This window comes from Arthrobacter sp. UYEF36 (genome assembly GCF_040547025.1).
Taxonomy (GTDB): domain Bacteria; phylum Actinomycetota; class Actinomycetes; order Actinomycetales; family Micrococcaceae; genus Arthrobacter.
This window is the reverse complement of the sequence record NZ_JBEPOX010000007.1, coordinates 227,442-250,729: the sequence shown is the minus strand read 5'-3', so window position 1 is coordinate 250,729 and position 23,288 is coordinate 227,442. Positions and strand designations below refer to the sequence as shown.

Annotated in this window: 24 protein-coding genes and 1 pseudogene; 7 read left to right on the top strand and 18 right to left on the bottom strand. The window is 67.3% G+C overall.

The window, feature by feature from the left end:
* Nucleotides 1-184, top strand: a pseudogene (locus ABIB29_RS12740) (hypothetical protein); the annotation flags it as partial.
* Nucleotides 185-253: 69 nt separating this feature from the next.
* On the opposite strand, the gene ABIB29_RS12735 reads toward ABIB29_RS12740, so the two are convergent.
* The 4 genes from ABIB29_RS12735 to ABIB29_RS12720 form a co-directional block, all read right to left on the bottom strand.
* The gene (locus ABIB29_RS12735; RefSeq protein WP_354173168.1) at nt 254-943 is read right to left on the bottom strand and encodes a hypothetical protein; all 690 of its coding nucleotides are present in this window, start codon (nt 941-943) and stop codon (nt 254-256) included.
* Nucleotides 927-1,115: a hypothetical protein gene (locus tag ABIB29_RS12730; RefSeq protein WP_354173167.1), complete on the bottom strand. Its 189-nt coding sequence runs from the start codon at nt 1,113-1,115 to the stop codon at nt 927-929. The genes ABIB29_RS12735 and ABIB29_RS12730 overlap by 17 nt, the downstream gene beginning before the upstream one ends.
* 79 nt (nt 1,116-1,194) lie before the next feature.
* A complete protein-coding gene (locus ABIB29_RS12725) occupies nt 1,195-1,425 on the bottom strand; it encodes a zinc-ribbon domain-containing protein (RefSeq protein WP_354173166.1) in 231 nt (76 codons plus the stop codon).
* A 12-nt stretch (nt 1,426-1,437) separates the two neighbouring features.
* On the bottom strand, nt 1,438-2,151 hold the full coding sequence (locus ABIB29_RS12720) for a TetR/AcrR family transcriptional regulator C-terminal domain-containing protein (RefSeq protein ID WP_354173165.1): 714 nt from the start codon (nt 2,149-2,151) through the stop codon (nt 1,438-1,440).
* A gap of 264 nt (nt 2,152-2,415) precedes the next feature.
* Here ABIB29_RS12720 and ABIB29_RS12715 point away from each other — a divergent pair, with 264 nt between their 5' ends.
* The 3 genes from ABIB29_RS12715 to ABIB29_RS12705 all read left to right on the top strand — a co-directional run bounded on the left by ABIB29_RS12715 (nt 2,416) and on the right by ABIB29_RS12705 (nt 4,434).
* Nucleotides 2,416-2,679, top strand: a complete 264-nt coding sequence (locus ABIB29_RS12715) for a hypothetical protein (RefSeq protein ID WP_354173164.1) — start codon at nt 2,416-2,418, stop codon at nt 2,677-2,679.
* Nucleotides 2,680-3,023: 344 nt separating this feature from the next.
* Complete coding sequence (locus tag ABIB29_RS12710) at nt 3,024-4,076, top strand: iron-containing redox enzyme family protein (protein WP_354173163.1); 1,053 nt, start codon at nt 3,024-3,026, stop codon at nt 4,074-4,076.
* Between the two features lie 43 nt (nt 4,077-4,119).
* A complete protein-coding gene (locus ABIB29_RS12705; RefSeq protein WP_354173162.1) occupies nt 4,120-4,434 on the top strand; it encodes a CDGSH iron-sulfur domain-containing protein in 315 nt (104 codons plus the stop codon).
* Nucleotides 4,435-4,647: 213 nt separating this feature from the next.
* Here ABIB29_RS12705 and ABIB29_RS12700 read toward each other — a convergent pair whose 3' ends face one another.
* The 8 genes from ABIB29_RS12700 to ABIB29_RS12665 form a co-directional block, all read right to left on the bottom strand.
* The gene (locus tag ABIB29_RS12700; protein ID WP_354173176.1) at nt 4,648-5,778 is read right to left on the bottom strand and encodes an NAD(P)-binding domain-containing protein; all 1,131 of its coding nucleotides are present in this window, start codon (nt 5,776-5,778) and stop codon (nt 4,648-4,650) included.
* Between the two features lie 49 nt (nt 5,779-5,827).
* On the bottom strand, nt 5,828-6,400 hold the full coding sequence (locus ABIB29_RS12695) for an MOSC domain-containing protein (protein ID WP_354173161.1): 573 nt from the start codon (nt 6,398-6,400) through the stop codon (nt 5,828-5,830).
* 4 nt (nt 6,401-6,404) lie between these two features.
* Nucleotides 6,405-7,937 carry an ABC transporter ATP-binding protein gene (locus ABIB29_RS12690; RefSeq protein WP_354173175.1) on the bottom strand — a complete coding sequence of 511 codons (1,533 nt, stop codon included), beginning with the start codon at nt 7,935-7,937 and terminating at the stop codon, nt 6,405-6,407.
* 2 nt (nt 7,938-7,939) lie between these two features.
* Complete coding sequence (locus ABIB29_RS12685) at nt 7,940-8,722, bottom strand: ABC transporter permease (RefSeq protein ID WP_354173160.1); 783 nt, start codon at nt 8,720-8,722, stop codon at nt 7,940-7,942.
* Nucleotides 8,719-9,708, bottom strand: a complete 990-nt coding sequence (locus tag ABIB29_RS12680; protein ID WP_354173159.1) for an ABC transporter permease — start codon at nt 9,706-9,708, stop codon at nt 8,719-8,721. The genes ABIB29_RS12685 and ABIB29_RS12680 overlap by 4 nt, the downstream gene beginning before the upstream one ends.
* A gap of 16 nt (nt 9,709-9,724) precedes the next feature.
* Nucleotides 9,725-11,254 carry an ABC transporter substrate-binding protein gene (locus ABIB29_RS12675; protein WP_354173158.1) on the bottom strand — a complete coding sequence of 510 codons (1,530 nt, stop codon included), beginning with the start codon at nt 11,252-11,254 and terminating at the stop codon, nt 9,725-9,727.
* Between the two features lie 244 nt (nt 11,255-11,498).
* Nucleotides 11,499-11,945, bottom strand: a complete 447-nt coding sequence (locus ABIB29_RS12670; protein WP_354173157.1) for a hypothetical protein — start codon at nt 11,943-11,945, stop codon at nt 11,499-11,501.
* Between the two features lie 51 nt (nt 11,946-11,996).
* Entirely contained in the window at nt 11,997-12,800 is an 804-nt protein-coding gene (locus ABIB29_RS12665; protein WP_354173156.1) for a DeoR/GlpR family DNA-binding transcription regulator, read from the bottom strand.
* 167 nt (nt 12,801-12,967) lie between these two features.
* On the opposite strand from ABIB29_RS12665, the gene galT reads away from it, so the two are divergent.
* Nucleotides 12,968-14,131 (top strand): galactose-1-phosphate uridylyltransferase, encoded by a 1,164-nt coding sequence (gene galT / locus ABIB29_RS12660; RefSeq protein WP_354173155.1) that lies wholly within the window; start codon nt 12,968-12,970, stop codon nt 14,129-14,131.
* The gene (galK, locus tag ABIB29_RS12655) at nt 14,128-15,312 is read left to right on the top strand and encodes a galactokinase (RefSeq protein WP_354173154.1); all 1,185 of its coding nucleotides are present in this window, start codon (nt 14,128-14,130) and stop codon (nt 15,310-15,312) included. The genes galT and galK overlap by 4 nt, the downstream gene beginning before the upstream one ends.
* 67 nt (nt 15,313-15,379) lie before the next feature.
* Here the strand turns inward: galK and ABIB29_RS12650 are convergent, their stop codons facing one another.
* The 5 genes from ABIB29_RS12650 to ABIB29_RS12630 all read right to left on the bottom strand — a co-directional run bounded on the left by ABIB29_RS12650 (nt 15,380) and on the right by ABIB29_RS12630 (nt 18,872).
* Nucleotides 15,380-16,057, bottom strand: a complete 678-nt coding sequence (locus ABIB29_RS12650) for a glycoside hydrolase family 16 protein (protein WP_354173153.1) — start codon at nt 16,055-16,057, stop codon at nt 15,380-15,382.
* Between the two features lie 749 nt (nt 16,058-16,806).
* Nucleotides 16,807-17,154: a DUF202 domain-containing protein gene (locus ABIB29_RS12645; RefSeq protein ID WP_354173152.1), complete on the bottom strand. Its 348-nt coding sequence runs from the start codon at nt 17,152-17,154 to the stop codon at nt 16,807-16,809.
* Between the two features lie 2 nt (nt 17,155-17,156).
* Complete coding sequence (locus ABIB29_RS12640) at nt 17,157-17,645, bottom strand: YidH family protein (RefSeq protein ID WP_354173151.1); 489 nt, start codon at nt 17,643-17,645, stop codon at nt 17,157-17,159.
* 63 nt (nt 17,646-17,708) lie between these two features.
* Nucleotides 17,709-18,248, bottom strand: coding sequence for a TspO/MBR family protein (locus ABIB29_RS12635; RefSeq protein WP_354173150.1), 540 nt, complete (start codon nt 18,246-18,248; stop codon nt 17,709-17,711).
* A 69-nt stretch (nt 18,249-18,317) separates the two neighbouring features.
* Entirely contained in the window at nt 18,318-18,872 is a 555-nt protein-coding gene (locus tag ABIB29_RS12630) for a TetR/AcrR family transcriptional regulator (RefSeq protein WP_354173149.1), read from the bottom strand.
* Between the two features lie 134 nt (nt 18,873-19,006).
* Between ABIB29_RS12630 and ABIB29_RS12625 the strand changes: the two genes are divergently transcribed.
* Complete coding sequence (locus ABIB29_RS12625; RefSeq protein ID WP_354173148.1) at nt 19,007-19,786, top strand: SDR family NAD(P)-dependent oxidoreductase; 780 nt, start codon at nt 19,007-19,009, stop codon at nt 19,784-19,786.
* Nucleotides 19,787-19,886: 100 nt separating this feature from the next.
* On the opposite strand, the gene ABIB29_RS12620 is transcribed toward ABIB29_RS12625, so the two are convergent.
* A complete protein-coding gene (locus ABIB29_RS12620) occupies nt 19,887-22,895 on the bottom strand; it encodes a PKD domain-containing protein (protein ID WP_354173147.1) in 3,009 nt (1,002 codons plus the stop codon).
* Nucleotides 22,896-23,288: the final 393 nt, after the last annotated feature.

Genomic DNA, 23,288 nt, shown 5'->3' with positions numbered 1-23,288 from the left:
AACCATCCAACTGCCACCCCGCGACACCAAACAAAGCGACAAACTCCAGGCAAAAGAAGAAGAAGACATCAAACACGGCCGCCAACTCCGCGAACGAAGCAACGGCGCCGCCAACGAAAAACGGCCGAAACAGCATGACCCGGGCACCCCCTCCGGCGGTGCCAGCAAAATGGACCGCTCCTGAAGGTGAAGCCTGCCTCCGCGCAGCGGGGGCGGACATCGTGAGCGCAGAGCGTGGGGCCAGTAGCCGCGGTTACGGGAGCGGCTGGCGGGCGGCTTCGTAGGAGGGCTTCCGCAGTCTGCCCGCCCAGTTGTAGGTGCCTGCGCCGGGCAGCCGATTCTGGAGCGGGTCGAACCGGGTATTGAGGTCTGCGGCTCCGGGGTCGAGACTCAGGAAGAGGGTGCCAAAACGGATCCAGGGCCCGGTAGGCCGGGCGTGGTAGAGCCCCAAACTCCAAGTATCGGTGGCCAGTGCGTGGCGGAAGGCGTCCGGGGTGGCGGGAAGGCCCGTTCCCGTCACCTCCGGGCGGGCTGCGAGCAGAACAGGCCCCCTGGACCCCTTGTAGGGCATAAGTGACGTCAGCTTGCAGTTGCTGGCATAGAGGTGGGCGGTGAGGAGGAGCCGTCCAGGCCAGGACATGGCTGTTGAAGCCAGCAGGACGTCCGCCGGACCTGCCTCCGTAGTAATCCGAAGTGCCAGGCCGAGGATATCCGGCCAGCCCGCGGGCATTCCGAGAGACCGTGATAACCGGGCGCTCACCGCTGCTGTGCCGGGGGAATCGACCCACATGATCCCGCTTCCGACGCAACTCCGTGATTTTTCGATGGTTCCGGCTAGGGCCACACCCGTGGGGTGGATGGGCCGGTGCGGGCGCAGGACCTTGAGGGCTTTGAAGGCGGCGGCGAGCGTCTGGCCGGCTGCACCGCTAAACGAGTTCTTCATGCCCTATCCTCTGCCGGGGCGCAGTTTGCCTTGCCAGGGTGCGTACGCCGCGCTGATGGAGAAGCCATCCTGCGGCGATGGGCAGCACGCTGACGAGCAGGACGCCGATGTCCCAGGAGAGCGGTCCTCCAAGGTCCTCCCTGGCATGATGCACCTGGACTGGAGTCGCCATGGCCATAACGTTACCCCTGAACGGATCCGAATTGGCCGTCGTCAGGCATGCGGAAACCGGCAGCGTCGCTGCATCGCCTTCACCAGGTCACGGCTCTTTTTTGCCGCGAATTGATGGCGGATGTCCGGCCGCAATTCGAGCAGGCAATCCGGTAGGTCCTGGACGTGGTGAAGATCGGGATGAAAAACAGTGTGAACTTTGTGGCGCGTTCCTGGAAGTGGTGGTGAACGAGTCGGCCACAGTACTGGCAGGTTGCCGGCCGCCCTGGGAGGTCTTTCAGGACAGTCTTGAGGCCGAAGAGGAGAAACATGGCTGGTGCCTTTCAGAGAGTCGGCTGCTCAGGCCGGGGGGAGAGGCGTGCGGCGAGCCCGTTGAGCAGGATGGTGATGCCTTCGTCCAGTTCAGCCATTCCGTCGTAGTCGGCGAGGACCGGGGCCAGGGCGCGCAGGCGGGGGAAGTCCTTGGGCGGCAACCGGTGCATGCCCAGGCGGAGGAGGGCTTCGTTTTCCTCGGGGTCCACGATGAACTCCTGCAGTTCGTTGAGGATGTGGCCGTAGAGGTACCCGTAGTACGCCCGGTAGACATGGAGGGCGTCAGAAGGGGCGAACCCGGCGTCGATCAGCAGTGACAGGATCTGTTCCAGCGGCCGGAGCGTGCCCAGCGGGCGCAGGCCCAGGGGTGTGGACAGGGGACGGGTAACCAGCAGGGGCACAACATTGGGGTGCCGGAGCGCGAGGTCGCGCAGATCGTGGGCGATGCGCCGGAGCTGGGCCTGCCAGTCCGGATCATCGGGGAAGATAGCCAGTTCGTTCAGCACCAGCTCGGAGACGCCGTCGAGCAGGGCACCGCGGTTTTCGGCGTAGCGGTACAGGCTCATGGGGTCACGGCCGAGTTCCTGCCCGAGCCGGCGCATGGTGAGCGCGTCGAGTCCGTCGGAGTCAACCAGTTCCAGGGCGGTGGACAGCACAAGTTCCCGGCTGAGCCGCGCCTTCGGCCCGGGAGCCGAGGGCAGTACCGGATTTTCTGCGGGGGACATGGGTTTCCGTTCGGGTCGGGTGAGCCGCCCCTCCAAAGAAAGGCATTTCGTTTAGTAAGCAGGCTTGCTTATGCATCAGTCTACGCGTACCGTCTACATTGTAGGGCGACTGGATATCCCCGGAAATCCAGCCCCCACGCAATATCCCCGGATCCGCATTGCTGCAGCTCCGGGGCCCCCTTGGCGTCCCGTGCATGGCGTTCAGGTATCAGCTGCTGTAGCCCCCCGGCGGCACCACAACGCACCCAGCGGAACGAGCCAACCATGGCAACCTCGCAGTATGACCAATTCCTCCAGGAAGCCACCGCCCCCGCCCCCGACGCCGGGTCCGATTCCGTCCTCGGACGGGATTCCCTTTACGGCGTCTACACGAGCTGGTGTCTCCTGTCCCAGTCGGTACCCCGGCCCGAAGATGCCTTCTGGGCGGCCATGAGGCAAAAACGGATCCGTCCCGGACGCACGCGCCTTCGCATGAAGGGACCCGCGGCGGCAGACTACATCCTGTCCAGCTACCCCGGGGTGGTCTGAACCGGGTGACCGTCACCCCCGGCACCTACCGGCCGCGGAGCGCCCATCAACCACGGGGCGGCCGCCCCTGGTGCGCCAACTGCCACACCGACAGACACCTGCTCGCCGACTCTCGCACCATTCTGGATGCACGGGAACAATCCGTCGCCGTCGCCGTCACCTGTACTCGGTGCGGCGACTCCCGGGTCCTGGCAACCACGCCGGCCTTCGCCGACGCACTGAGGGGCACGGCCGGAACAGACGGTGAGAATGGGCGCCAGCCGCCACGTGAGCCGGCCCGGCGCTAACCCTCGACTAAGCACAAAGACCCGCAGCCGCCCTCCCCGGCAGACCTAGGAGTACCAATGAACATCCCTGAATCACGGGGACCTATCAGCGCCGGCGTCATCGCACTTCTGACCGGGGATGGCCCGGCCGGTCCCGCGGACATTGCCGCCCTGCATGCACACGTCGCGGGGCGAATGTCCGAACTCGAGGATCTGATCGACGACGACGTTCAGCTCGCCTTGTTCTGCCTGTACGAGCTGCACTACGGAGGGCTCGACGGCGTCGATGACCGCTGGGAATGGCATCCCGGGCTGATCGGAATCCGCCACCTGCTGGAGGACCCGTTCGAAGCGTGGCTGCGGGCCGAGGCCGGCCCGGTCACGGCGTCGGTCCATCGTCCGGTTTCGAGGACCCCCGGCAGCGACGCCACCGCGGCACTCCTGTTCGACCTGGCCGGCCGGGACAGCGGCCCCAGTGTGTCCCGTCACGTGGCCAAGAAGGCGACGGCAGAGCAGCTTCGTGAATTCCTGATCCACAAGTCGCTCTACCAGCTCAAGGAAGCAGACCCGCACACCTGGGCCATACCGCGCCTGACCGGACGGGCCAAGGCCGCCCTCGTGGAGATCCAGGCGGACGAGTATGGCGGCGGCCGTCCGGACCGCATGCACAGTGCCATGTTCGCCCGGACCATGAGGGGGCTGGGCCTCGATGACAGCTACGGCGGCTACGTGGACGTCGTCCCGGCCATCTCATTGGCCTCCGTCAACATGATGTCCCTGTTTGGGTTGAACCGGAGGCTTCGGGGAGCCATCGCAGGGCATCTGGCCATGTACGAGATGACGTCCTCACGCCCGAACCAGCTCTACGGGAACGGGTTCCGCCGTCTGGGTTTTGATGCGGACGTCACCGGGTACTTCGATGAGCACGTCGAGGCGGACGCCGTCCACGAACAGATAGCCGGCCGGGATCTCGCCGGCGGTCTCGTGGAGGAGGAACCGGACCTCCTGGACGACGTTCTCTTCGGTGCGGCCGCGGTCTCCTGCATTGACGCCCGCTTCGCCGCCCACCTCATGGATGCCTGGGACGACGACCGGTCTTCACTGCGGTTGCCCGTTCCCGCCACGGCATGAAGCTCCGTCCCGTCCCCTCCGCCTGCCCAGATCGGAAGCCCGTATGAACGACAACACCCTCGACCCCGGCAGTGCCTCGCTTGTCCTCTGCCCCGACGGGCCGATCCTGGTCCGCGGCGACTTCGACGTCGTCACGCCCTCCGGGGAACGCGTGCCACGACAGCGCAAGACCGTCGCCCTCTGCAGATGCGGTGCCTCGGCTATCAAGCCGTATTGCGACGGCACGCACAAACTGATCAAATTTCGCACTGAGATCCCTGATGCCCGGGAGCGCGGCAACGAGGGCGCAGGCCCGGGAGGGGCTCAGGCGCCGACGGACGAGCCACACGAACCGACCACTGGAAAATCTCCTCAGTAAGTGCGTTGCCCGAGATCCTGGCGGGGACGGTCTCGGTATTGAGGAAATGTCCGTGTCCGCGGTTTGCGTCGGACGTATGAGGAAGCCTCCGCGCGAATCCAGGACTCAAGCGCGGAGGCTCCCGGCTCTCCAAGCTGGGGGGACTGGAGAGCCGATACGAGTCTACTATCATGCCTGGCCGCTGGCCGCCGCTTCACGCGGAAGTCTTGGCGCCTAGCTGTGCCGTTCCGCGGAGGCCGCCGCGGTCATGGCAGTGAGGGCGCCGGTGTCCACATTCTCCGACGGGCCCTGCAGGTAACGCGCCAGGCTGTCATCCATGGCGTTGATCCAGCGCGTGTGGTGCCGCGCAGCCATCGTGCCGGTCATCACCGACCGGTGCACATTGTCCCGGTACCCGAGGATGTTGTCCTGCTTGTCGCGCATCCACTGCTTGAACAGCGCGGAAACGGTGTCCAGATCGAACTCCGGGTAGTCCGTCAGCGCGATGAGTTCGCGCAGATAGTCCGTTTGGTAGTCCGCCTCGGCATCGTGGCTCGCCAGGGCAGCCTGCCGCTCCAGCCAGACCGTGATGTCCGCTGCCCGCTCCGCGGAGTCCGGCAACGCGATTCGGCCAAGCATCACATCGCGGGCGAACCACGCCTGGGCGTCGAACATGTTGAAGGTGTAGTGCTGGTCCTGCGCGCCGAGGTAGAACAGGTTGGTGTTGTCCTGCCACACCACGCCCTTGTAGAGGTGGTCCGGGTAAAGCACGTTGCGCGACTTCAGCGACAGCTCACTCGGCAGGAACGGGTACTTGTGCTGGTAACCGGTGCAGAGGACGACGGCGTCGAAGTCGCCGGTGGTGCCGCCGCTGAAATGCGCCGTGCTGCCTTCGAAACGTGTCACCAGGGGGCGTTCCGTCGCGTTCTCGGGCCAGTCGAAGGCCATGGGGCCGCTGCGGTAACTGAAGGTCACGGACTTCGCGCCCATTTTGTGGGTCTGCATGCCGATGTCCTCGGCGGAGTAGCTGCTGCCGATCGGCAAGATGTTCTGGCCGGCGAAGCGTTCGGCGCCGCGGAAATCGTGGGCATGCAGCACTTCACCCGGGAAGCCGCCGATGCCCTCGAAATCGGGAACATTCGGGAAGGAGAAGTGGCCGGTTGAGACCACCAGCTTGTCGAAGACGTGGGTCTCGGTGGTCTCGGTGGCCAGATCCTCGACCGTGACGGTGAATTCCTGCGCCTGTTCGTCGTAGGAAACCCAGCGGGCCACCGTATTGAAACGGACGTACTTGCGGACATCGGACTTTTCCACCCGGCCCTTGATGTAATCGAAGAGGACCTCGCGCGGGGGATAGGACGAGATCGCCCGGCCGAAATGCTCGTCAAACGTGTAGTCCGCGAACTCCAGGCAGCTATGGCAGCCGCGACGGACGCAGCAGTGTTGGGGTTCCGGCCTGCCCGGGATCCAGCGGCACGGGGCTCACCAAGACAGCCGGACCGCGGTGCAACAGGCCATTCGACAGCGGCTGGCAGCGCACGCCTCCCCGCCCGCGCATGGCCGCGTGTGCCCCGGGCGCGAGCATCTGGTCCATCCATGCGCAGGGGTGGGCAGGCCGTCCGGCCCGGAGCCGCAGCAGCTCACCGCGCGATTCCAGTGCGAAGTCAGTGCCAATAAGGGGCGCCAGCTGGGCCCCTCTAATGACTATGTTGCGCCGGGTCAGAAGCGGGTCAAACGGCCCGACTCCGAGCTCCGCGGCCATCATTTCGAGGGCCTCGACGGCGATCAGGGTGACGGCGGCGTCCATATGCGCGGCCTTGCCGAAGAACCGGTCGCCGACGATGCCCTTGCCGGCCACCAGTTCGACCCGCTCGGCGTCGGTTGTGGGGACGTCGGCTGCGCCCTCGCGGGCGCGGCCGAAGTACGCGTGTGCCGGAGACACGAGGAGGTGCACGATCTCGACGTCGTACCTGTTGCTTGCCGTCATGCCCTCAAACTATCCTTACCGGGCAGCCCCCGCACATCGGTGCTGAAGGGCTTTCCGGTCCCCCGTGGTCTGCTGCAGGTCTAGGCAGGCCCTCCCGCCGCGGGACAGGGGCCAATAGCGTTGGGGCGGCCGCACCGTCTTCCAGCCCAAGAGGTATCCGGCGGTGCGTGACTGCCTCGGCCAGGGCCTCGTCGTGGGTGACCAGTACTAGTGCGGCGCCGAGGCGCTCCACCTGGTCCATGAGGCAGCTGATGGTCTCCTCCTGCGTGATGAGGTCCAGGCGCGAGGTGGGCTCGTCGGCGAAAACCAGGGCGGGTTCCAGCAGCATGGACCGGATGATGGCGAGGCGCTGCAGCTCCCCTCCGGAAACCTGCCCGGGCATGCGGTGCAGCAGTGCCGGGGCCAGGCGGAGCGAGGCCATGAGCTCTTCAAGGCGGTCACTGGTCAGGCGGTGGCGGCGGAGAACGTCACCGAAGGAATCCCGAAGCGGGACACGCGAAGCGAAGGCCACGGCCGGGTCCTGGTAGAGCTTTTGCAGCCGGCCTCCGCGGAGCGCGTTGGCGTGGTCTACGTGGCCGGTGTCCGGCGGCATGAGGCGGAGCAATATGTTGCCCAGGGTGGTTTTACCGCTGCCGCTGGGTCCGCTGAGGGAGACCCGTTCACCGGCGCCGATGGTGATGGCCAGGTCCGAGAAAAGCAGCTGGCCGCCAAAGGTCTTGCCCAGCCCTGCTCCGGAGATGAGCGGTGCAGCTGGTGCCTCCGGTGGCGCTGCGGCGGTTGTCCAGGAGTGCTTCCAGCGTGCCGGTTCGGCCGCCAGGAGCCGGCGGGTATAGGGGTGCGCCGGCTCCGACAGCACGTGCCCGGCCGGGCCGTGTTCCAGGATGTGCGCATCCTTCATCACCAACACCTCCCCGCCGAGGTCGCGGGCAAGGTCCAGGTCGTGGGTGATCGTAAGCAGGATGCCGCCGCCGCCAAGGTGCCGCTTGAGGAGTTCCGCCAATTCAGCGCGGGCCTGCCGGTCCAGGCCCTTGGACGGCTCGTCCGCGATGAGTACGGGGGCACCGCCGATGGTGGCCGCGGCGAAGGCGACCCGTTGGGCCATACCGCCGGAGAGTGTGTGCGGAAACGCCGCGGCTGCGTGCCCGAGTCCGAGGGAGGCGAGGAGGGCTCCGGCCGAACGCCGCGCACTCCGCTTGTCCATGGTGAAGGAGGCGGCGCCCTCGGCGACCTGTTCCCGGGTGCGCATGGTGGGGTCCAGGGCCAGCCCGGGTTCCTGCGGCAGCAGCGCCATCACCGGTCCCCAGAGGCGGCGCCGGTTGGCCCGGTCGGCGAGGTCGTAGCTCTGGCCGTCCACGGTCAGGCTTCCGCGCGCCAGGAGGTTGGCGGGGAGGGTTCCCATGATCGCGTGGGCCAACAGCGACTTCCCGGAACCGCTTTCGCCAACGATTGTCACCGGCACTCCGGGCTCGAAGTCCAGTCCGGAGACCTCGACCAGAACGGTACCGGCATGGGTGACTTCCAGGTGGAACAGGTGCATGCTCACAGGCCGGCCTCCTTGTTTCGCAGGCTCAGCAGCCCGATCAGGAGGATGGTGAGAACCAGGACGGGAGCCAGGGACATCCAGGGCGCCTCATGATAATAGGGGAACGCCTCGGTGACCATCAGCCCCAGTTCCGGGGTGGGCGGCCGGACTCCGATGCCGACAAACCCGAGCGTGGACAACGCGAGGATGGAGGATCCGACGCCGAACGTTGCCATGGTGGTCAACAGCGGCCGCAGCTCGGGCCAGAGGTGACGGCGGATGACGTGGGAGGGCCCCAGCCGGAGCATTCCGGCGGCCTCGACGGCCGGGCCGGCGAGGACGAGCCCGCTGCGGGAGCGGACCATGCGGAAGTACTCCACCCATTGCGCCAGGGCGAGCCCGACATAGAGCGTCCACAGGTCACCGTTCGCGACGGCCGAGAAGATGAGGACCACCAGAAGGGCCGGAAGCGCAATGAAGGCTTCGGACAGGCCGTGGAGAACGGTGTCCACCCAGCCGCCGCGCCAGGCCGCGATGATGCCGCCGAGGGATCCGACCAGCAGGGCCGTGGCGACGCACAGCACGGCCATGAGCAGGGACAGTTGCGTGGCGTGGGCAAGCCGCGCGACGACGCTGCGGCCCAGATGGTCGCGGCCGAGCGGTTCCGCCAGGCTGGGTGGTTCCAGGAAGCGTGACAGGTCCTGCGCGGCGTGGTCGGGCCAGGCCAGGGGGCCAACGGTTGCGAAAAGCGCCAGCAGGACCAGCAGGGCAGCGGCTGCGCGCTGGACCGGCGTGATCACAGGACCAGCTCCCTGCGGCGGGGGCGGGGGTCCAGGGCGAGCGTGCCCAGATCCACGACAGTGTTCAGGGCGACCACCAGAAGGGCCAGGGCAAGGGCGGTCGCCTGGATCATGGGCAGGTCCCGCCAGAAGATCGCGTGCACGAGGGCGTGGCCCAGCCCGGGCCAGGCGAAGAGGCTTTCGACGACGATGACGCCCTCGATGAGGACCAGCAGCTGCACCCCCAAGTAGGACAGCAGCGTTACCCCGGCGTTCCTGAGCACGTGGCGCAGGAATACCAGACGGCCGCCCAGGCCTTTGGTTGCGGCAAACCGTACGTAGTCCGATTGCCGGATCTGGGCGACGGTGTCCCGGGCCACGCGGGCAAACAGCCCGGAGAGTCCGACGGCGAGCGTGACGGCCGGCAGCACGATGTTGCCGGCGCCGCTGTGCCCCGCAGCGGGAAGCACCCCAAGATGGACCGAGAAAACCAGGATCAGGACCAGGCCGAGCAGGAAGGGCGGCAGCGACCGTGCCCCGGAAACCCACAGGGTGGTGACCCGGTCCAGGACGCCTCCGGGCCGGGATGCTGCCAGCGCTCCGCCGGTGGCGCCCATGAGCAGCGCAAGGGCCAGTGCGGCGGCGGCGAGCTGGAGGCTGCTGGACAGGTACAGGCCGAGCTCGCCAGCAATGCTTGCCCCGGTGACCAGCGAGGTGCCCAGGTCCAGGCTGAGCAGGTCGCCCAGCCAGTCGAGGAGCTGTTGCCATCCCGGGCGGTCCAGTCCCAACTCCGCGCGGACCGTGTCCGCCGAGGCGGCGGTCACCTGGTCGTAGCCGTAGCGGCCGGCGGCGATGCGGAAGGCGATGTCGCCGGGGAGGCTTTGGATGATGGCGAAGCACGCCGTCGAGACGAGCAGGACCACCGTCACCGCCTGGATGGCGCGGTGCCGCATCACCCGCAGCGCGGGACCTGCGGGGACCCGGGGTGTTGTTGGTGAGAAGGTCATCAAGGTTCGTCCCCGCTTACTTTGCCCAGGTCAGGTCGGTGAGCCGCCAGGACCGCTCGAGCGGGTCCAGTGCGAGGCCCTCCACCCGCTCGCTCACCACCGCGCTTTGGCGGTACCAGGCCACCGGAATGACGGGCAGTTCACTCTGCAGGATGTCGGTCACCTGCCGCCGCCCGTCCTCAGCTCCGCCTGGGTCGGTGCCGCCCGCCATGGCGTTCAGCGTTGAAGTCAGCGTGGTGCTGCTCCAGCCCATCGCGCCGTAGTCGGCACCGTCCGGGCCGAAGTCGTCGGCCAGGGTCACCAGGGCATCGGGTACGAGGGCGTAGTTGCGGGCATAGAGTCCCAGCTCGAGGGAGCCTTCCCGGTGCCCGGCCGGGATTTCGCTGGAGTTGCCGACCTTCACGTCGAGGGAGATCCCCAGGTCCTTCAGCGTCGCCTGGACCGCGGCGGCAATGATCGGCAGTTCCGGCCGGTCCGGGAAGGTGCGCAACGTGACGGAGAACTTCTGGCCGTTCCGTTCCAGGACGCCGTCGCTGCCGTGCCGCCAGCCGGCCTCGGCCAGCAGCTCGCGCGCTCCGGACGGGTCGTGGGTCAGGGGTGTGACGGTGTCCTGGTGCCATTCCGGGAGGGAGGGCGGGAAGAGCTGGGTGGCGGCCATCTCGGGATCGCGGAGCAGCGCCGTCGCCATCGACTCTCGGTCCAGGGCCATGCTCAGGGCGCGCCGGACACGGACATCGCCGAGGATCGCGTGGCCCGCATTGACCTTGAGCAGGATCGTGCGGGGCAGGGTGACATCGGCGATGGTCAGTTTGCCTGCCTGTTTGAGGCGCTGCAGGCTGGTCGGGTCCATGCCGAACGTGACGTCGGCCTGGCCGCTCTCAGCCATCAGCGCCCGGCTTTCCGATCGTCCGGCGGCCTGGTAGTCCACCTTGGTGATGGCGGGTTTCTTGCCCTGCCACTGGTCGAACGCTTTCAATTCGATGGTGGCCGGCTGTTCCAGCCGCTCGACCCGGTAGGGGCCGGAGCCGACGATCTTCGTTACGGCCCGGTCCGGGCCATAGGAGCTGGGGGCGAGAACCTGCGTGCTGGTGTGCGCCAGCACGGCAGCCAGCGGGGCGAACGGCTGCCTCAGATCCACCCGCACGTCCCCGCCGTCGGCGGTAATGGCTTCGACGGGAACCACCGCCAGCGGCGTTCCGGCCTTGGCCGCTGCGGTCTCCAGCGCGGCGGCTGCGGAGCCGGTGGACACGGGCGTCCCGTCATGGAACACGGCGCCGGGGCGCAGCGCGAACCGCCAGGAGAGCCCGTCGGGGGAGACCTCCCAGCCGGTGGCCAGCCCTGGCTGCAGGGCGCCGCGGACGTCGGCGTCGACCAGGGTTTCGGCGACCTGAAGGCGTGTGAAGAACCCGCCGCTGGTGGAGGGATCGAGGCTGTGCAGCTCGAACGGCCCCACGACCTTTAGCGGCCGCTGCGGTGACTGGCTGCTGGGGGCGCCTTCCCCGGCGCATGCCGCCATCACCGCGACGGCGGCGGCTGCCGCGCTCAAGGTTCTTATCCTGCGCCAAATCATCTGCTGTTCCTTTTCCATCGCCAACTGACTGTCGTCCGCCGGCCCAGCCTAGATGCAAATGATTATCAATAGCAATAATGTCGAAAAAGGCCCCTTTTTGCTAGTGAGAATTGTTCTCATGTGGAGTCGCACGTGCAGCGTAGGGGGTTTGTCAGGAGTTCCGGGCCGGACATCGGCCATGAATCGGCAACTCGCTCCGTGTGAACTCGCCCCGCAATTATCAGAGTGCAGGCGCCGGACCCTTGGCATCAGTGGGAAGCGTGTCCGCGGCAGCGCCCGCCAGGGCGGATCTGAGGTCCGCTGCGAGCTGCGGGAGTGCGCCGGCATGGGGAATCCGATGTCCGCGGAGTTCCACCTCGAGGCCCGCGCAATAGAGGGTCATCTGCTCCGCTCCGAGCATTGCCGCGCTGGCCTTGAGGATGAGGACGGCGTTCAGGGCTGACATGGGGTCTGCCAGTCCCAGCCCTGCGTCCACCAGGGTGAGGCGGCCCTTGAGAAGGTTGAGGAAATCCTGAGCGAACCTGGCTGCAGCGGCACGCCCGGCATGTTCGCTCAGGGCCTGCAGCGCCAGCGGGTTCAAGACCGGTGTTGCTGTGGTGCCGGTGCCGGAGTGCGGTTGTACGGCCGGATGATCAGGCCCCAGGGCCTCGGACAGCGGTTTGTTCATAGCGTCCCCCAACGTCATGATGTCAACCCTAGTCTGCGCCGCGGGTCAGCCCTAATGGTCCGGCAGCGGGGCCTTGCCCACGCTCCCGCCGCCCGCCAGCCGCAGCCGGCCCACGCGCTCACCCAGGATCCGCCGCGCCTCACCGGGCAGGCCCTCGTCGCTGATGAGCTCGTCCGCCTCCTCCAGCCCGGCAATGGTGCTGATGCCGAAGGTGCCCCACTTCGTGTGGTCGGCCAGCACCACCACCCGGCGGGCCGCGGCCACGAAGGCCCGGTCCGTCTCGGCTTCCAGCACATTCGGCGTGGTGAACCCCGCGTCGGCATCGACACCGTGGACGCCCAGGAATAGCACATCCAGGTGCAGCTGCTTGAGGGCCGAGGTGGCCAGCGGCCCGACCAGGGCATCCGAGGGGGTGCGCTCGCCGCCGGTCAGGATGACGGTGGACGGGGACGAGCTCTGGTGGAAGACGTCGGCAACGCGGACCGAGTTGGTGACCACCGTGATCCGGGGCCCCGCGGACAGCAGCTGCGCCAGCGCCCACGTGGTGGTGCCGGCACTGAGACCCACCGCCATGCCCTCGCGCACCTGGGCGGCCGCCTCGTGCGCGATCGCCATCTTCTCGTCCTGCAGCTGGGTCACCTTCAGCTCGAAGCCGGGCTCGTGGGTGCCCACCCCGCCGGGCAGTTTGGCCCCGCCGTGGATCTTCTCCACGGCGCCTGCCGCATCCAGCGCCTCGATGTCCCGCCGGACCGTCATGAGGGAAACTCCCAACATCTGCGCGAGGTCCGCGACGCGGACGATCCGCTCGCGCTGGACCTCCGCGATGATGGCGGAGTGGCGGGCTGCGGCAAGCATTCTGCGTCCTTCGGGTGTGCTGGGAGGGAAATCGGGGGAGTGAACGGCCGCAATTGCGCAGGCTTCCTCCTGCACATCCTAACTTCCACACTCAGCGAAAGTACACGTTTTCTGCTTCGTTTTGTTCTATATTGTTTGAAAATGTTTTGTCGTGTAAAACTGAAAGCATGACGCGAACCACGATGACCCGGCTGGCCGACGGCCGCGAGCTCCTTTATTTTGACGACGCCGGTTCCGCCCAGCGGCCCGCCGCATCCCTCGTGGACCACCGCGAGCTGCCCGCCCGCCCGGAACCAGGCCAGCTGCGCTACGACGCGCTCAGCCGGGAATGGGTGGCCGTGGCCGCTCACCGCCAGTCCCGGACCCACCTGCCGCCGGCGGACCAGTGCCCGATCTGCCCCACGACACCGGCCAACCAGACCGAGATCCCGGCGCCGGACTATGACGTCGCCGTCTTCGAAAACCGCTTCCCCTCCCTCGGCCCGGACACAACTGAAATCCCCGCCGCGCCGGGCTGGGGGACCACCGCGCCCGCCGTCGGCCGTTGCGAAGTCGTGGCCTTCACCCCTCAGCACACCGGGTCCTTCGCCGAACTGGGCTGGCGCCGCACCCGCACGGTGATCGACGCCTGGGCCCACCGGACGGAAGCGCTCAGCGCGCTGCCCGGTATCCAGCAGGTTTTCCCGTTCGAAAACCGGGGCGCGGACATCGGCGTCACCCTGCACCACCCGCACGGCCAGATCTACGCCTACCCGTACGTCACGCCCCGCGCTGCGGTCCTGGCCGCCGCGGCCGGCGAGTACTTCGACGACTCGGACGGCACTGCGACCCTCACGTCTTCCCTGCTCCGGGCTGAGCGCGGCGACGGCAGCCGCATGGTGCTCGAGGGCGAACACTTCAGCGCCTACGTCCCGTTCGCCTCACGCTGGCCGTTGGAAGTCCACCTCGTCCCGCACCGCCCGGTCCCGGACCTGGCCGTCCTGAACGGCGCCGAGCGCGACGAACTGGCGCAGCTCTACCCCGAACTCCTGAAGCGCTTCGATGCCCTGTATCCCACGCCGACCCCCTACATCGCGGCCTGGCACCAGGCCCCGCTGGAGCCGGCCATGCGCCGGGCCGGCCACCTGCACCTGCAGCTGACGTCGCCCCGCCGCGCCGCAGACAAGCTCAAGTATTTGGCCGGCTCCGAGGCGGCCATGGGCGCCTTCATCAACGACACCACGCCCGAATCCGTCGCGGCCCGGCTGCGGGAAGTGGCCAGCGACGCCGCCGCCGAACCGGCTGGCGCCGCGACCCGCACCACCCTGACCCCGGAAGGCGCCCCTGCATGAACACCACCACCCGCACCGGCGCCGGGACCGGCGCCCTGCCGGACAGCCTGATCAGCCTTTTCAAGGCCACCTTCGGCGGGGCCCCGGCCGGCGTCTGGGCCGCCCCCGGCCGGGTGAACCTGATCGGCGAGCACACCGACTACAACGAGGGCTTCGTCCTGCCCTTTGCCATTGACAAGCGGGCGACGACGGCGGTCCGGCCCCGCGGGGACTCCACCGTCCGGCTGCTGTCCACCTCCGGCGACGAAGGCATCGTGGAGGCCGACGCCGCTGCCCTGGCCCCGGGCGCCGTCACCGGCTGGGCCAAGTGCCCCCTCGGTGTGGTCTGGGTCCTGCAACAGCGCGGCATCGAGGTCCCCGGCTTCGATCTCCTCCTCGACTCCGACGTCCCGCTTGGCGCGGGGCTGTCCTCCTCGCACGCCATCGAATGCGCCGTTGTGACAGCCCTGAACGATCTCACCGGCGCCGGTCTGACCGCCGAGGAGATGGTCACGCTCACCCAGCATGCGGAAAACGCCTTCGTCGGCGCACCGACCGGCATCATGGACCAGTCGGCGTCGCTGCGCGGGGCCAGCGGGCATGCCGTCTTCCTCGACTGCCGCGACCAGTCCGTTCAACTCGTGCCGTTCGAGGCGCAGGAGGCCGGACTCGTGCTGCTGGTCATCGACACCAAGGTCTCGCACTCCCACGCCGACGGCGGCTATGCCTCCCGCCGGGCGTCCTGCGAGCTGGGCGCCGGGGTCCTGGGCGTCGCGGCGCTGCGGGATGTCGCGGTCGCGGACCTCGAGGCGGCCGGCGGGCTGCTCGACCCGGTGACCTACCGGCGGGTCAGGCATATCGTCACCGAAAACGACCGGGTGCTGCAGGCCGTGGAAACGCTCCGGTCCCAGGGTCCGGCCCATATCGGCGGCCTGCTCGATGCCAGCCACGCCTCCATGCGGGACGACTTCGAGATCTCCTGCCCCGAGCTGGACCTCGCCGTGGACACCGCCCGCGGCCACGGTGCCATCGGCGCCCGCATGACCGGCGGCGGCTTCGGCGGTTCGGCCATCGCCCTGACCCCGGTGCGGGATGAGCGCCAGGTGCGCGACGCCGTCGTCCGCGCCTTCGCGGAGGCCGGGTTCACCGCGCCGGACATCTTCACCGTCACACCGGCCGCCGGCGCGGAGCGCCTCTCCTGACGTCCATTGCTCCGTAACCGCCCTGTTGGCCGCCGCCACCGACGGTCGGCTGCTATGCCAGGAGCGGCTACTGCCACGCCCGCACGTAGTCCACCCTCATGCTGCCCCGCTCGCCGAAAAGCCGCGAACCCTCCGAAACGCCCACATTGAGGAGTAGGTAATGGGGGCTGTTGCCGTCACTCGTGGCATAGGAGTGAACGAGCCGGCCGTCATAGTAGATGTCATTGGCTCCGGTCTTCCGGTGCAAACCGTACGTGTGGTACGCCCCGGCCCAGCAGGCGGACCCCGTCCGCTTTTTCGAACCCTCCGCTGAGTGATAGACGCTCCACATATCACCGCCGAGGGCCTCCGCTATGTCGATTTCTCCGGTATGGGGAAACCGCTGCCCCACTGTCCACCACGCCGGCCAGTTGGGGATCCTGCTGCTGCACGTTCCCGGGAAGTAGATCCGCGCTTCGACGAAGCCGCTGGTGAACTCGAAGCCCGCGTGGCCGGGTACTCCGTCCTTGGGATTGGTGGAGAGAAGTGCGCCGGACTCGGCGTCGGTGAGCCGGAGAACCGCTTCGCCATTGGCAACCTGTACGTTGCTCGAACAGGTCTTGACGTTGTTCATCACCGATTTGGGGTTGCAGTCGTTGAACCAGTACGGAGTCCAAAATGCTGTGTTCAGGGTGTCGAACTCTTCGTCGAAGACCAGATTCCACGGGCCGCGGACGCCGAGCGGAACCCGCTGCGTAGTGCCCACGACAGGTATGACAGTCAGCAAATCAGCGCCAGCCGGATTGCCGGAATCTGCTTCGGCGACAGTGTCTCCATTGTCAGGAGGAGGCGCTTCCGTCTGGCTCCCAGCCCGGCTATCGGAATGAGGCGGCTCGACCGGCATGTCAGCTCCCGGGACGCTGGAGGCCGCTGGATCGACGGCGGCAGATTCTGGTGCCGTTTTTCCCGCGTCAGCAGATGGCTGTGGAATGGGTAATGCAGTCTGATTTGCACTCCCTGACAACCCGACCACTACGAGAAGGCAGCACAGCCAGTGCTTTGAGCGGCCCTTCATGGAAGGACGACGCCCCGGGGCAGGGACGGAATGTTGCCGATGCTGTGGTCCCCTGTCAGCCGGTGCCCACCCCGTGGCACCGGACGCTGCGAGGGCTGGTTGCACGTTGGTCCTTCCATGTACAAATTCGGCAGGCAGCCTGATCCTCTTCTTTCGGTTCACGCTATAGGCCTGGCCGTGGCAGGTCAGGAGTGCCCGCTACTTATCTATTCGCTTTACTACTCTCGGTTCGGCCTCTCGGATTACTTGTTTCGCGTCAGCTACTGAAGCTGGACATCGCTCCGAGCCCCGAAGGGCACCAACTGCTGCGCTCCAGCCGCGGCACCGTCCGGCGCCGACAGGTGGAGCAGCCGCGGCACCAGGGTGACGATCGTCGTCGACAATCCCCACGTCACGATCACCCAGCACGCCACCCTGCTGCAGTGCCGCTTTCCGCTGCCCTAACCCTGCAGCGGCAGGAACAGCACGGTGTAGATGCCCAGTCCGGCCAGGACCACGACGCTGCCGGCGATAGCCGCCGTTCCCCTGACATTCGCGGCCATCACCGCTCCGCCGATGCCGCTGGCGTGGTGGTGGTAGCGGCGTCGCTGGGTGAGGGCAATGCCCAGGGTGACCACGAGTGAAACCGCCACCAGGGTGCCGGCAAACCAGCCGTAGTGGGGTACCCAGCGCAGGAAGAAGCAGGCCGCCGTGATCAGCGTCAGCGATGTCCGGCGCCAGGCGAGGTCCGTCCGCTCAGGCTGGAGCCCCGGGTCATCGTGCACTGCCGCGGCCCTGGTTTTCGCCACGGCTAGGCCGGCCGCCCGATCACAAACACGATCAGCACGGCCGCAACGAGGGAGCCGCCGGCTGCCAGGATCGGAGCGAGCAGGGGCGCCGGGAGGGGAGCCTGGTGCCGCATGGCCCGTTCCACGTTGAGCCACCGGAAGAACGAGCCGCCGCCAGTCACCAGCCCCAGCAGGAGCAACAGGACCGCGACTGTCTTGCGGATTTCCGGACCGAGCAGCCCGGAAGTGAAGGCCTCAACGGCGATACCGCCCGCCACCATCGCCAGCGAGGTCCGGATCCAGGCCAGGAACGTGCGTTCGTTGGCCAGGGTGAACCGGGGATCCGGGTCGGTCCCGCCGCCCAGCGCCCGGGCCAGGATCCCGTGGCCCCGGTCCGTGCCCGAAACGTCCCCGGCAGCCTCGGATCCGGTGCCGCTCACGGCCGGAGCCTCGCCGTCGGGTGCCTCGCGGCCGGTGCGTGAACTGTCAGGTGTCTCTTCGTTTGCGGTCATGATGCTCTCAGGATGCCATCACCCGGAATAATTCCCCACTCTCCCGCCACGGCTCCGTACCTGTCAGTTGTTCACGGCCGCGTACACGTTCAGACTCGCCGAGAACACGAGCCACGAAACGTAGGGCAGCATCAGCAGGCCGGCTGTCCTGCTGATCGGCCCGAAGTACAGTACGGTGAGGGTCGCCACCAGGGCGTGGGCTCCGATAAGGAGCAGTGCCAGCCACAGGGCTGCGACCCCCATCATCGGGTACAGGCCAAAGAACATCAGCGGCCACGCCAGGTTCAGCAGCAGGAGACCTCCGTAGAGCTTGAGCGCAGCCCCGCGGGGGAAGTCCCGCTGCCGCCACACCAGCCACGCAGCCACGGCCATGGCGGCGTAAAGCAACAGCCACACTGCGCCGAACATCCACCCCGGCGGTGTCCACGGAGCCTTGTCGGCCGAGGCGTACCAACTGGCGTTCATCCGGATCGGCAGGGAGCCCAGCAGCGACACCACCCAGGACGCCGCCAGAAAGCCGATCAAGGCCGCGCCCTGCCGCTGCCAGGGGCGATCGCCCGTCAGCGCCGGGCGCCGGGGACTCTTTTCAACGTTGGCGGGCACTGACCCACTGTGGACAATCGGGGGCTGCTCCGTCAAGCCGTGACGGCTCGACCGCCCGGGCGGCGCAGCTCAGGCGCCGGGCAGCCGCAGTACCTCGACGGCAGCCAGCAGATACGGCACCGGATCCGGGTCCGTCCCAGCGGCCCACCGCATCCAGGCTTCAAAGGTGGCAGCCAGATACGCCGCGCACAGGTAGCCGGCCGTGTCATCGGGAACGCCGAGGGCAAGGAGGTGCCGCCGGGCCCGCTCGCGCTGGGGCGCCAGGGATGCGTAGCTGCGGCTGGCGAGCTCGGGATGTTCGGCGATCAGGCGCAGCCGCCCCCGCGACACCGAAAGGTCGGGAATCACCGCCACTCCGGCGACGGCGGCTGCCCGCAGGCCCGCCATGAGGCCGCCGCCGTCTTCCCGAACGTCGCGGGCCACTTCGAGGGCCAGCCCCGAAGCCGCGATCACCGGTTCCATGCCGCCCCAGATGAGATCGGCCTTGCTGGAGAAATACCGGTAAAGGCTCTTGCGTCCAATGCCCGCCTCGCGGGCGATGTCCTCCATCGAGGTCCGTTCGTAGCCGTTCTCGGCGAAGAGCCGCAGCGCAAGGCTGGCGATGGCGTCCGGATCGATGGTCACAGGACGCCCAGCGGAACGTATGCCGGCGGGCTTGGGATCTTGCGGGGGCATCCCACCAGTATTCACCCTTTCATAATGACACAGCGTGTCATAAGGTGGAAGATGTCAGTACTGGAAACGTTCGAAGGGACATCATGGGCACCGAAGCTTCATGGCAGGAATCCATCACGGCGGGCCGCTTCGCCGGCAAATCCGTCATCGTCACGGGCGCCGGTTCAGGCATCGGACTAGCAACGGCCCTGCGCGTTGCCAAGGAAGGTGGCAGGGTCATCGCCGCTGACATCAGCCCCGAGCGGCTCGACGCCCTGGTTGCCGGGAACAGCGGCCTGGACGTGATCCCCGTAGCCGGTGACATCTCCGATGAAGCCACTATCGCCGCCGTCGTCGCCGCAGCGGGCGGCAGGGTGGATGCACTCGCGAACGTCGCCGGCATCATGGACCACTTCGCCCCGATCCACGAGGTCGACGACGCCACCTGGGACAGGGTCTTCATGGTCAACGTCACTGCCCTCATGCGCCTGACCCGAGCCGTGGTGCCGCTGATGCTCGAGGCGGGTTCCGGCTCCGTGGTCAACGTCGCCTCCGAGGCCGGTCTTCGCGGATCCGCCGCCGGCGCCGCGTACACCGCCTCCAAGCACGCCGTCGTCGGCCTGACCAAGAACTCCTCGGTGATGTACGGGCCCCGGGGCCTGCGTTTCAACGCCGTGGCCCCCGGCGCCACCATCACCAACATCGAGGCCACGTGGGGTTCCCAGCTCGCCGCCGAGCGCCTCGGCCCGCTGATGGGTGCCAATATCCCGGCCCCTGCCACCGCGGCCCAGCTGGCGGCCTCGATCACCTTCCTGCTCAGCGACGACGGCACCAATGTCAACGGCGCCATCCTGGCCTCCGATGGCGGATGGTCCGCGGTCTGACCGCAGTCCGGCACCACGCGGGAGGACGACGGCGGGAACTTACCGCCGTCGTCCTCTCGCGTTATCCCAGCTGGGAGGCAGTGGGGTACCCGCTTGATCCCTAGGCCGGCTTCAGTGCCGTCCGCCAGACTGCGACGGCCTTTGCGACGTTGAAGGTCCAGGTGGCTGTGCCGCTGGCGCCCGCGGTTGCCTGGACCTGGTCCGCTTGTTCGGCGATCTGGCCGTCAGCGGATTCCCAGCGTTCGGTCCAGCCGGTTGGGGCGGATGCGCCCGGTGTTGAGCTGTCGAAGCCGACACCGCCGATCAGCATCGCGTTGTTGCTGGCGGTGGTGACGCTGGGCGCTGCAATGCTGCTGGCAAGGTACGTGGTGTTCACAGCCGTGACAACGCTGCTGTCCAGCGGCGTCGTGGTGTTCACGCCGCGGTAGGCCGTGACCCCGCCGCCCCATTTCGCCGTGGTGCCCAGCGTCCAGCTGTAATTTGCGGGGTCGGAGGCACCCACCACCTTGTAGTACGCGAACACCCTGGCGCCGCTTCCGATGGACAGGTTGTTGACGATGGCTGTCCAGCCCGCCGGGACCGCGGATACGGTCGGGTTCTTGTCCGCCGTGAATGACGCAACCAGGACGTCACCGGCTGCCGTGCCCGAAGGTTTGGTCAGAGTGACGGTTGTGGTGGCTGCCGTGTTGTTGGTGGTGCTGGAGGCACCGACGGTGATTCCTGACGTCGACGGCGGCGGCGTGGTGCCACCGCTGACCGTGATCGTCCTGCTGGCCGACGTCGAGCCTCCGGCGTTGGTGGCCGTCAGGGTCGCGGTGAACGTGCCCGCGGTGGAGTAGGTGTGCGACGGATTCTGGGTGGTGGAGGTCCCGCCGTCCCCGAAAGCCCAGGCCCAGGAGGTCGGTGAACCCGTGGACGTGTCGGTGAAGGCCACGTTCAAGGGTGCGGTGCCCGACGTCGGCGACGCGGTAAACGATGCCACCGGCGCCGTCGGGGCGGGCGGGGGAGTGGTCGAGCCCTGGCTGGCCGGCTTCAGTGCCGTCCGCCAGACTGCGACGGCCTTTGCGACGTTGAAGGTCCAGGTGGCTGTGCCGCTGGCGCCCGCGGTTGCCTGGACCTGGTCCGCTTGTTCGGCGATCTGGCCGTCAGCGGATTCCCAGCGTTCGGTCCAGCCGGTTGGGGCGGATGCGCCCGGTGTTGAGCTGTCGAAGCCGACACCGCCGATCAGCATCGCGTTGTTGCTGGCGGTGGTGACGCTGGGGGCTGCAATGCTGGTCGCCGTGTAGCTCGTGTTCGCCGCGGTGGCGACGCTGCTGTCCAGGGGCGTGGTGTTGTTCACGCCGCGGTAGGCGGTAATTCCGCCACCCCACTTTGCCGAGGTGCCCAGCGTCCAGCTGTAATTTGCAGGGTCGGAGGCTCCCACCACCTTGTAGTAGGAGAACACCCGGGCGCCGCTTCCGATATTGAGGGTATTCACAATCGGGGTCCAGCCCGAGGGGGTGGTGGCGGACGGGTTCTTGTCCGCCGTGAAGGACGCAACCAGGACGTCACCGGCTGCCGTGCCCGAAGGTTTGGTCAGTGTGACGGTTGTGGTGGCTGCCGTGTTGTTGGTGGTGCTGGAGGCACCGACGGTGATTCCTGACGTCGGCGGCGGCGTGGTGCCGCCGCTGACCGTGATCGTCCTGCTGGCCGACGTCGAACCTCCGGCGTTGGTGGCCGTCAGGGTCGCGGTGAACGTGCCCGCAGTGGTGTACGTGTAGGACGGGTTCCGGGTGGTGGAGGTCCCGCCGTCCCCGAAAGTCCAGGCCCAGGAGGTCGGTGAACCCGTGGACGTGTCGGTGAAGGCCACGTTCAAGGGGGCAGTGCCCGACGTCGGCGACGCGGTAAAGGATGCTGTCGGTGCTGCCGGAGGGGGTGTGCCCCCCAGGGTCCGATAGGAGAACCAGTAGCGCTTCGTCACGTTGTTGCTGGCCAGCACGACCAGGCCGGTGGTGCTGTTGACACTCTGCTTGCTGGTGGTCACATCGTTCATGTTGGCGGACGAGCCGTCCTGGATGATCGGCGTGCCGCGTCCGGACGGGAAGACCGGGTTATCCATGGACGCCGTCTTCTCATAGATGGCGCCGGGAATGCCGGAGTAGGCGCAGCCGCTGACATCGGTGCCGGGCGCCGTATGGAAGGCATGCACCGTGTTGTTCTGCGTGTCCAGGACGATTTGCGGGCGGGACACGCAGTCCCCGACCGTTGCGATCGTTGACTGCGAGAAAGAGCCGGTTGCGGGCTTGAACACCAGCAGCACCAACTGCGCGAGGCTCTGGTTGGTTGAACCCTCGTTCAGGCCGGTCTTGATCGCGGCGAACACCCGGCCGGTGCTGTCGGACTGCAGCGTCTTGACGTTCAGGTGATCGTCGGCGAGATTGTTGCCCTTGACCGCGTCCTGGACTCTCCACGATGACGTCGCGGTGGGGCTGGTTCCATCGGTGCGGGTTGCCCAGCGCACGGCCCCGGTGCGCTGGTCGCTCCACATGACCCCGATTTTGTTGCTGCCGTAGGCCACGATCGCGGAGATGTCATCCGGCGCAGGGTTCGGGTTGGTGACGGGGATGACGAACGGGGAAGTCCAGCTGGTTCCACCTGGCGCCGAGCGGTTGACGTAGACGGTGTTGGTGAAACCGCTGGCTGAACTGCCGGAAACCTGTGTCCAGGTGGCCCAGATGGCCCCGGTGCTGTCCTGGTCGATTGTCATCGACTCGCTGCTGTTGTTCATGATCGTGGTCGGGAAACCGCTGTCCAGGGTGAACGATCCACCGGAGTAGCTGTAGCGGTACAGCTTGGCGGGCTGGCCCGAGACTGACGCCCGGGGCGTCGTGTCACCGGAGACCGTGACGACGTGCGTGGCGATGTAGAGGTGGGTGCCGTCCCAGAGGGTGTCCGCCAGCGTATTGGCGCGGGTGTCGTTCGTGAGGCCGGTGCCCACCCAGGTTTTCGATGGAACATCCAGACGGTAGATCTGCCAGCCGGTTCCGGAGGTCCACATATCGGCCCACCAGGACCCGCCATGCCACCAGAGCTTGCTCTGCGGCTTGTCCGAGGTGGGTGGATTGCTCACGCCGCTATAGCTGATGCTCGGATAACCGTAGCTAGTGGCCGCGGTAGCGCCGGTCGAAATTCCCAGCAGCCCCCCGGCCGCAACTAATGCTATTACTACGATTTTGCTGAGCCAACTGGCGGTACGTTTCATCTTCATCGCCGATTCTTTCATGCGTTTGATCGCCGTTTCCATGGTGAGTCTGCTGATATCTCCCGATTAGGGTGATGCTAGCCACTCTTTTCGGAAGTGCAAGGGGCATCTGTCTTTACTTGGGTTTTCTGCTGTCTTTCCTGGCGGAGAAAGAACTGTCATGGAATACGCGATATCCCCCCCGGGCGTCAGCTGAACTGCGCCCACAATCCCGTTCCCCCCGAACCGCACCCACACCAGGCAACTTCGATGTGGCTGCCG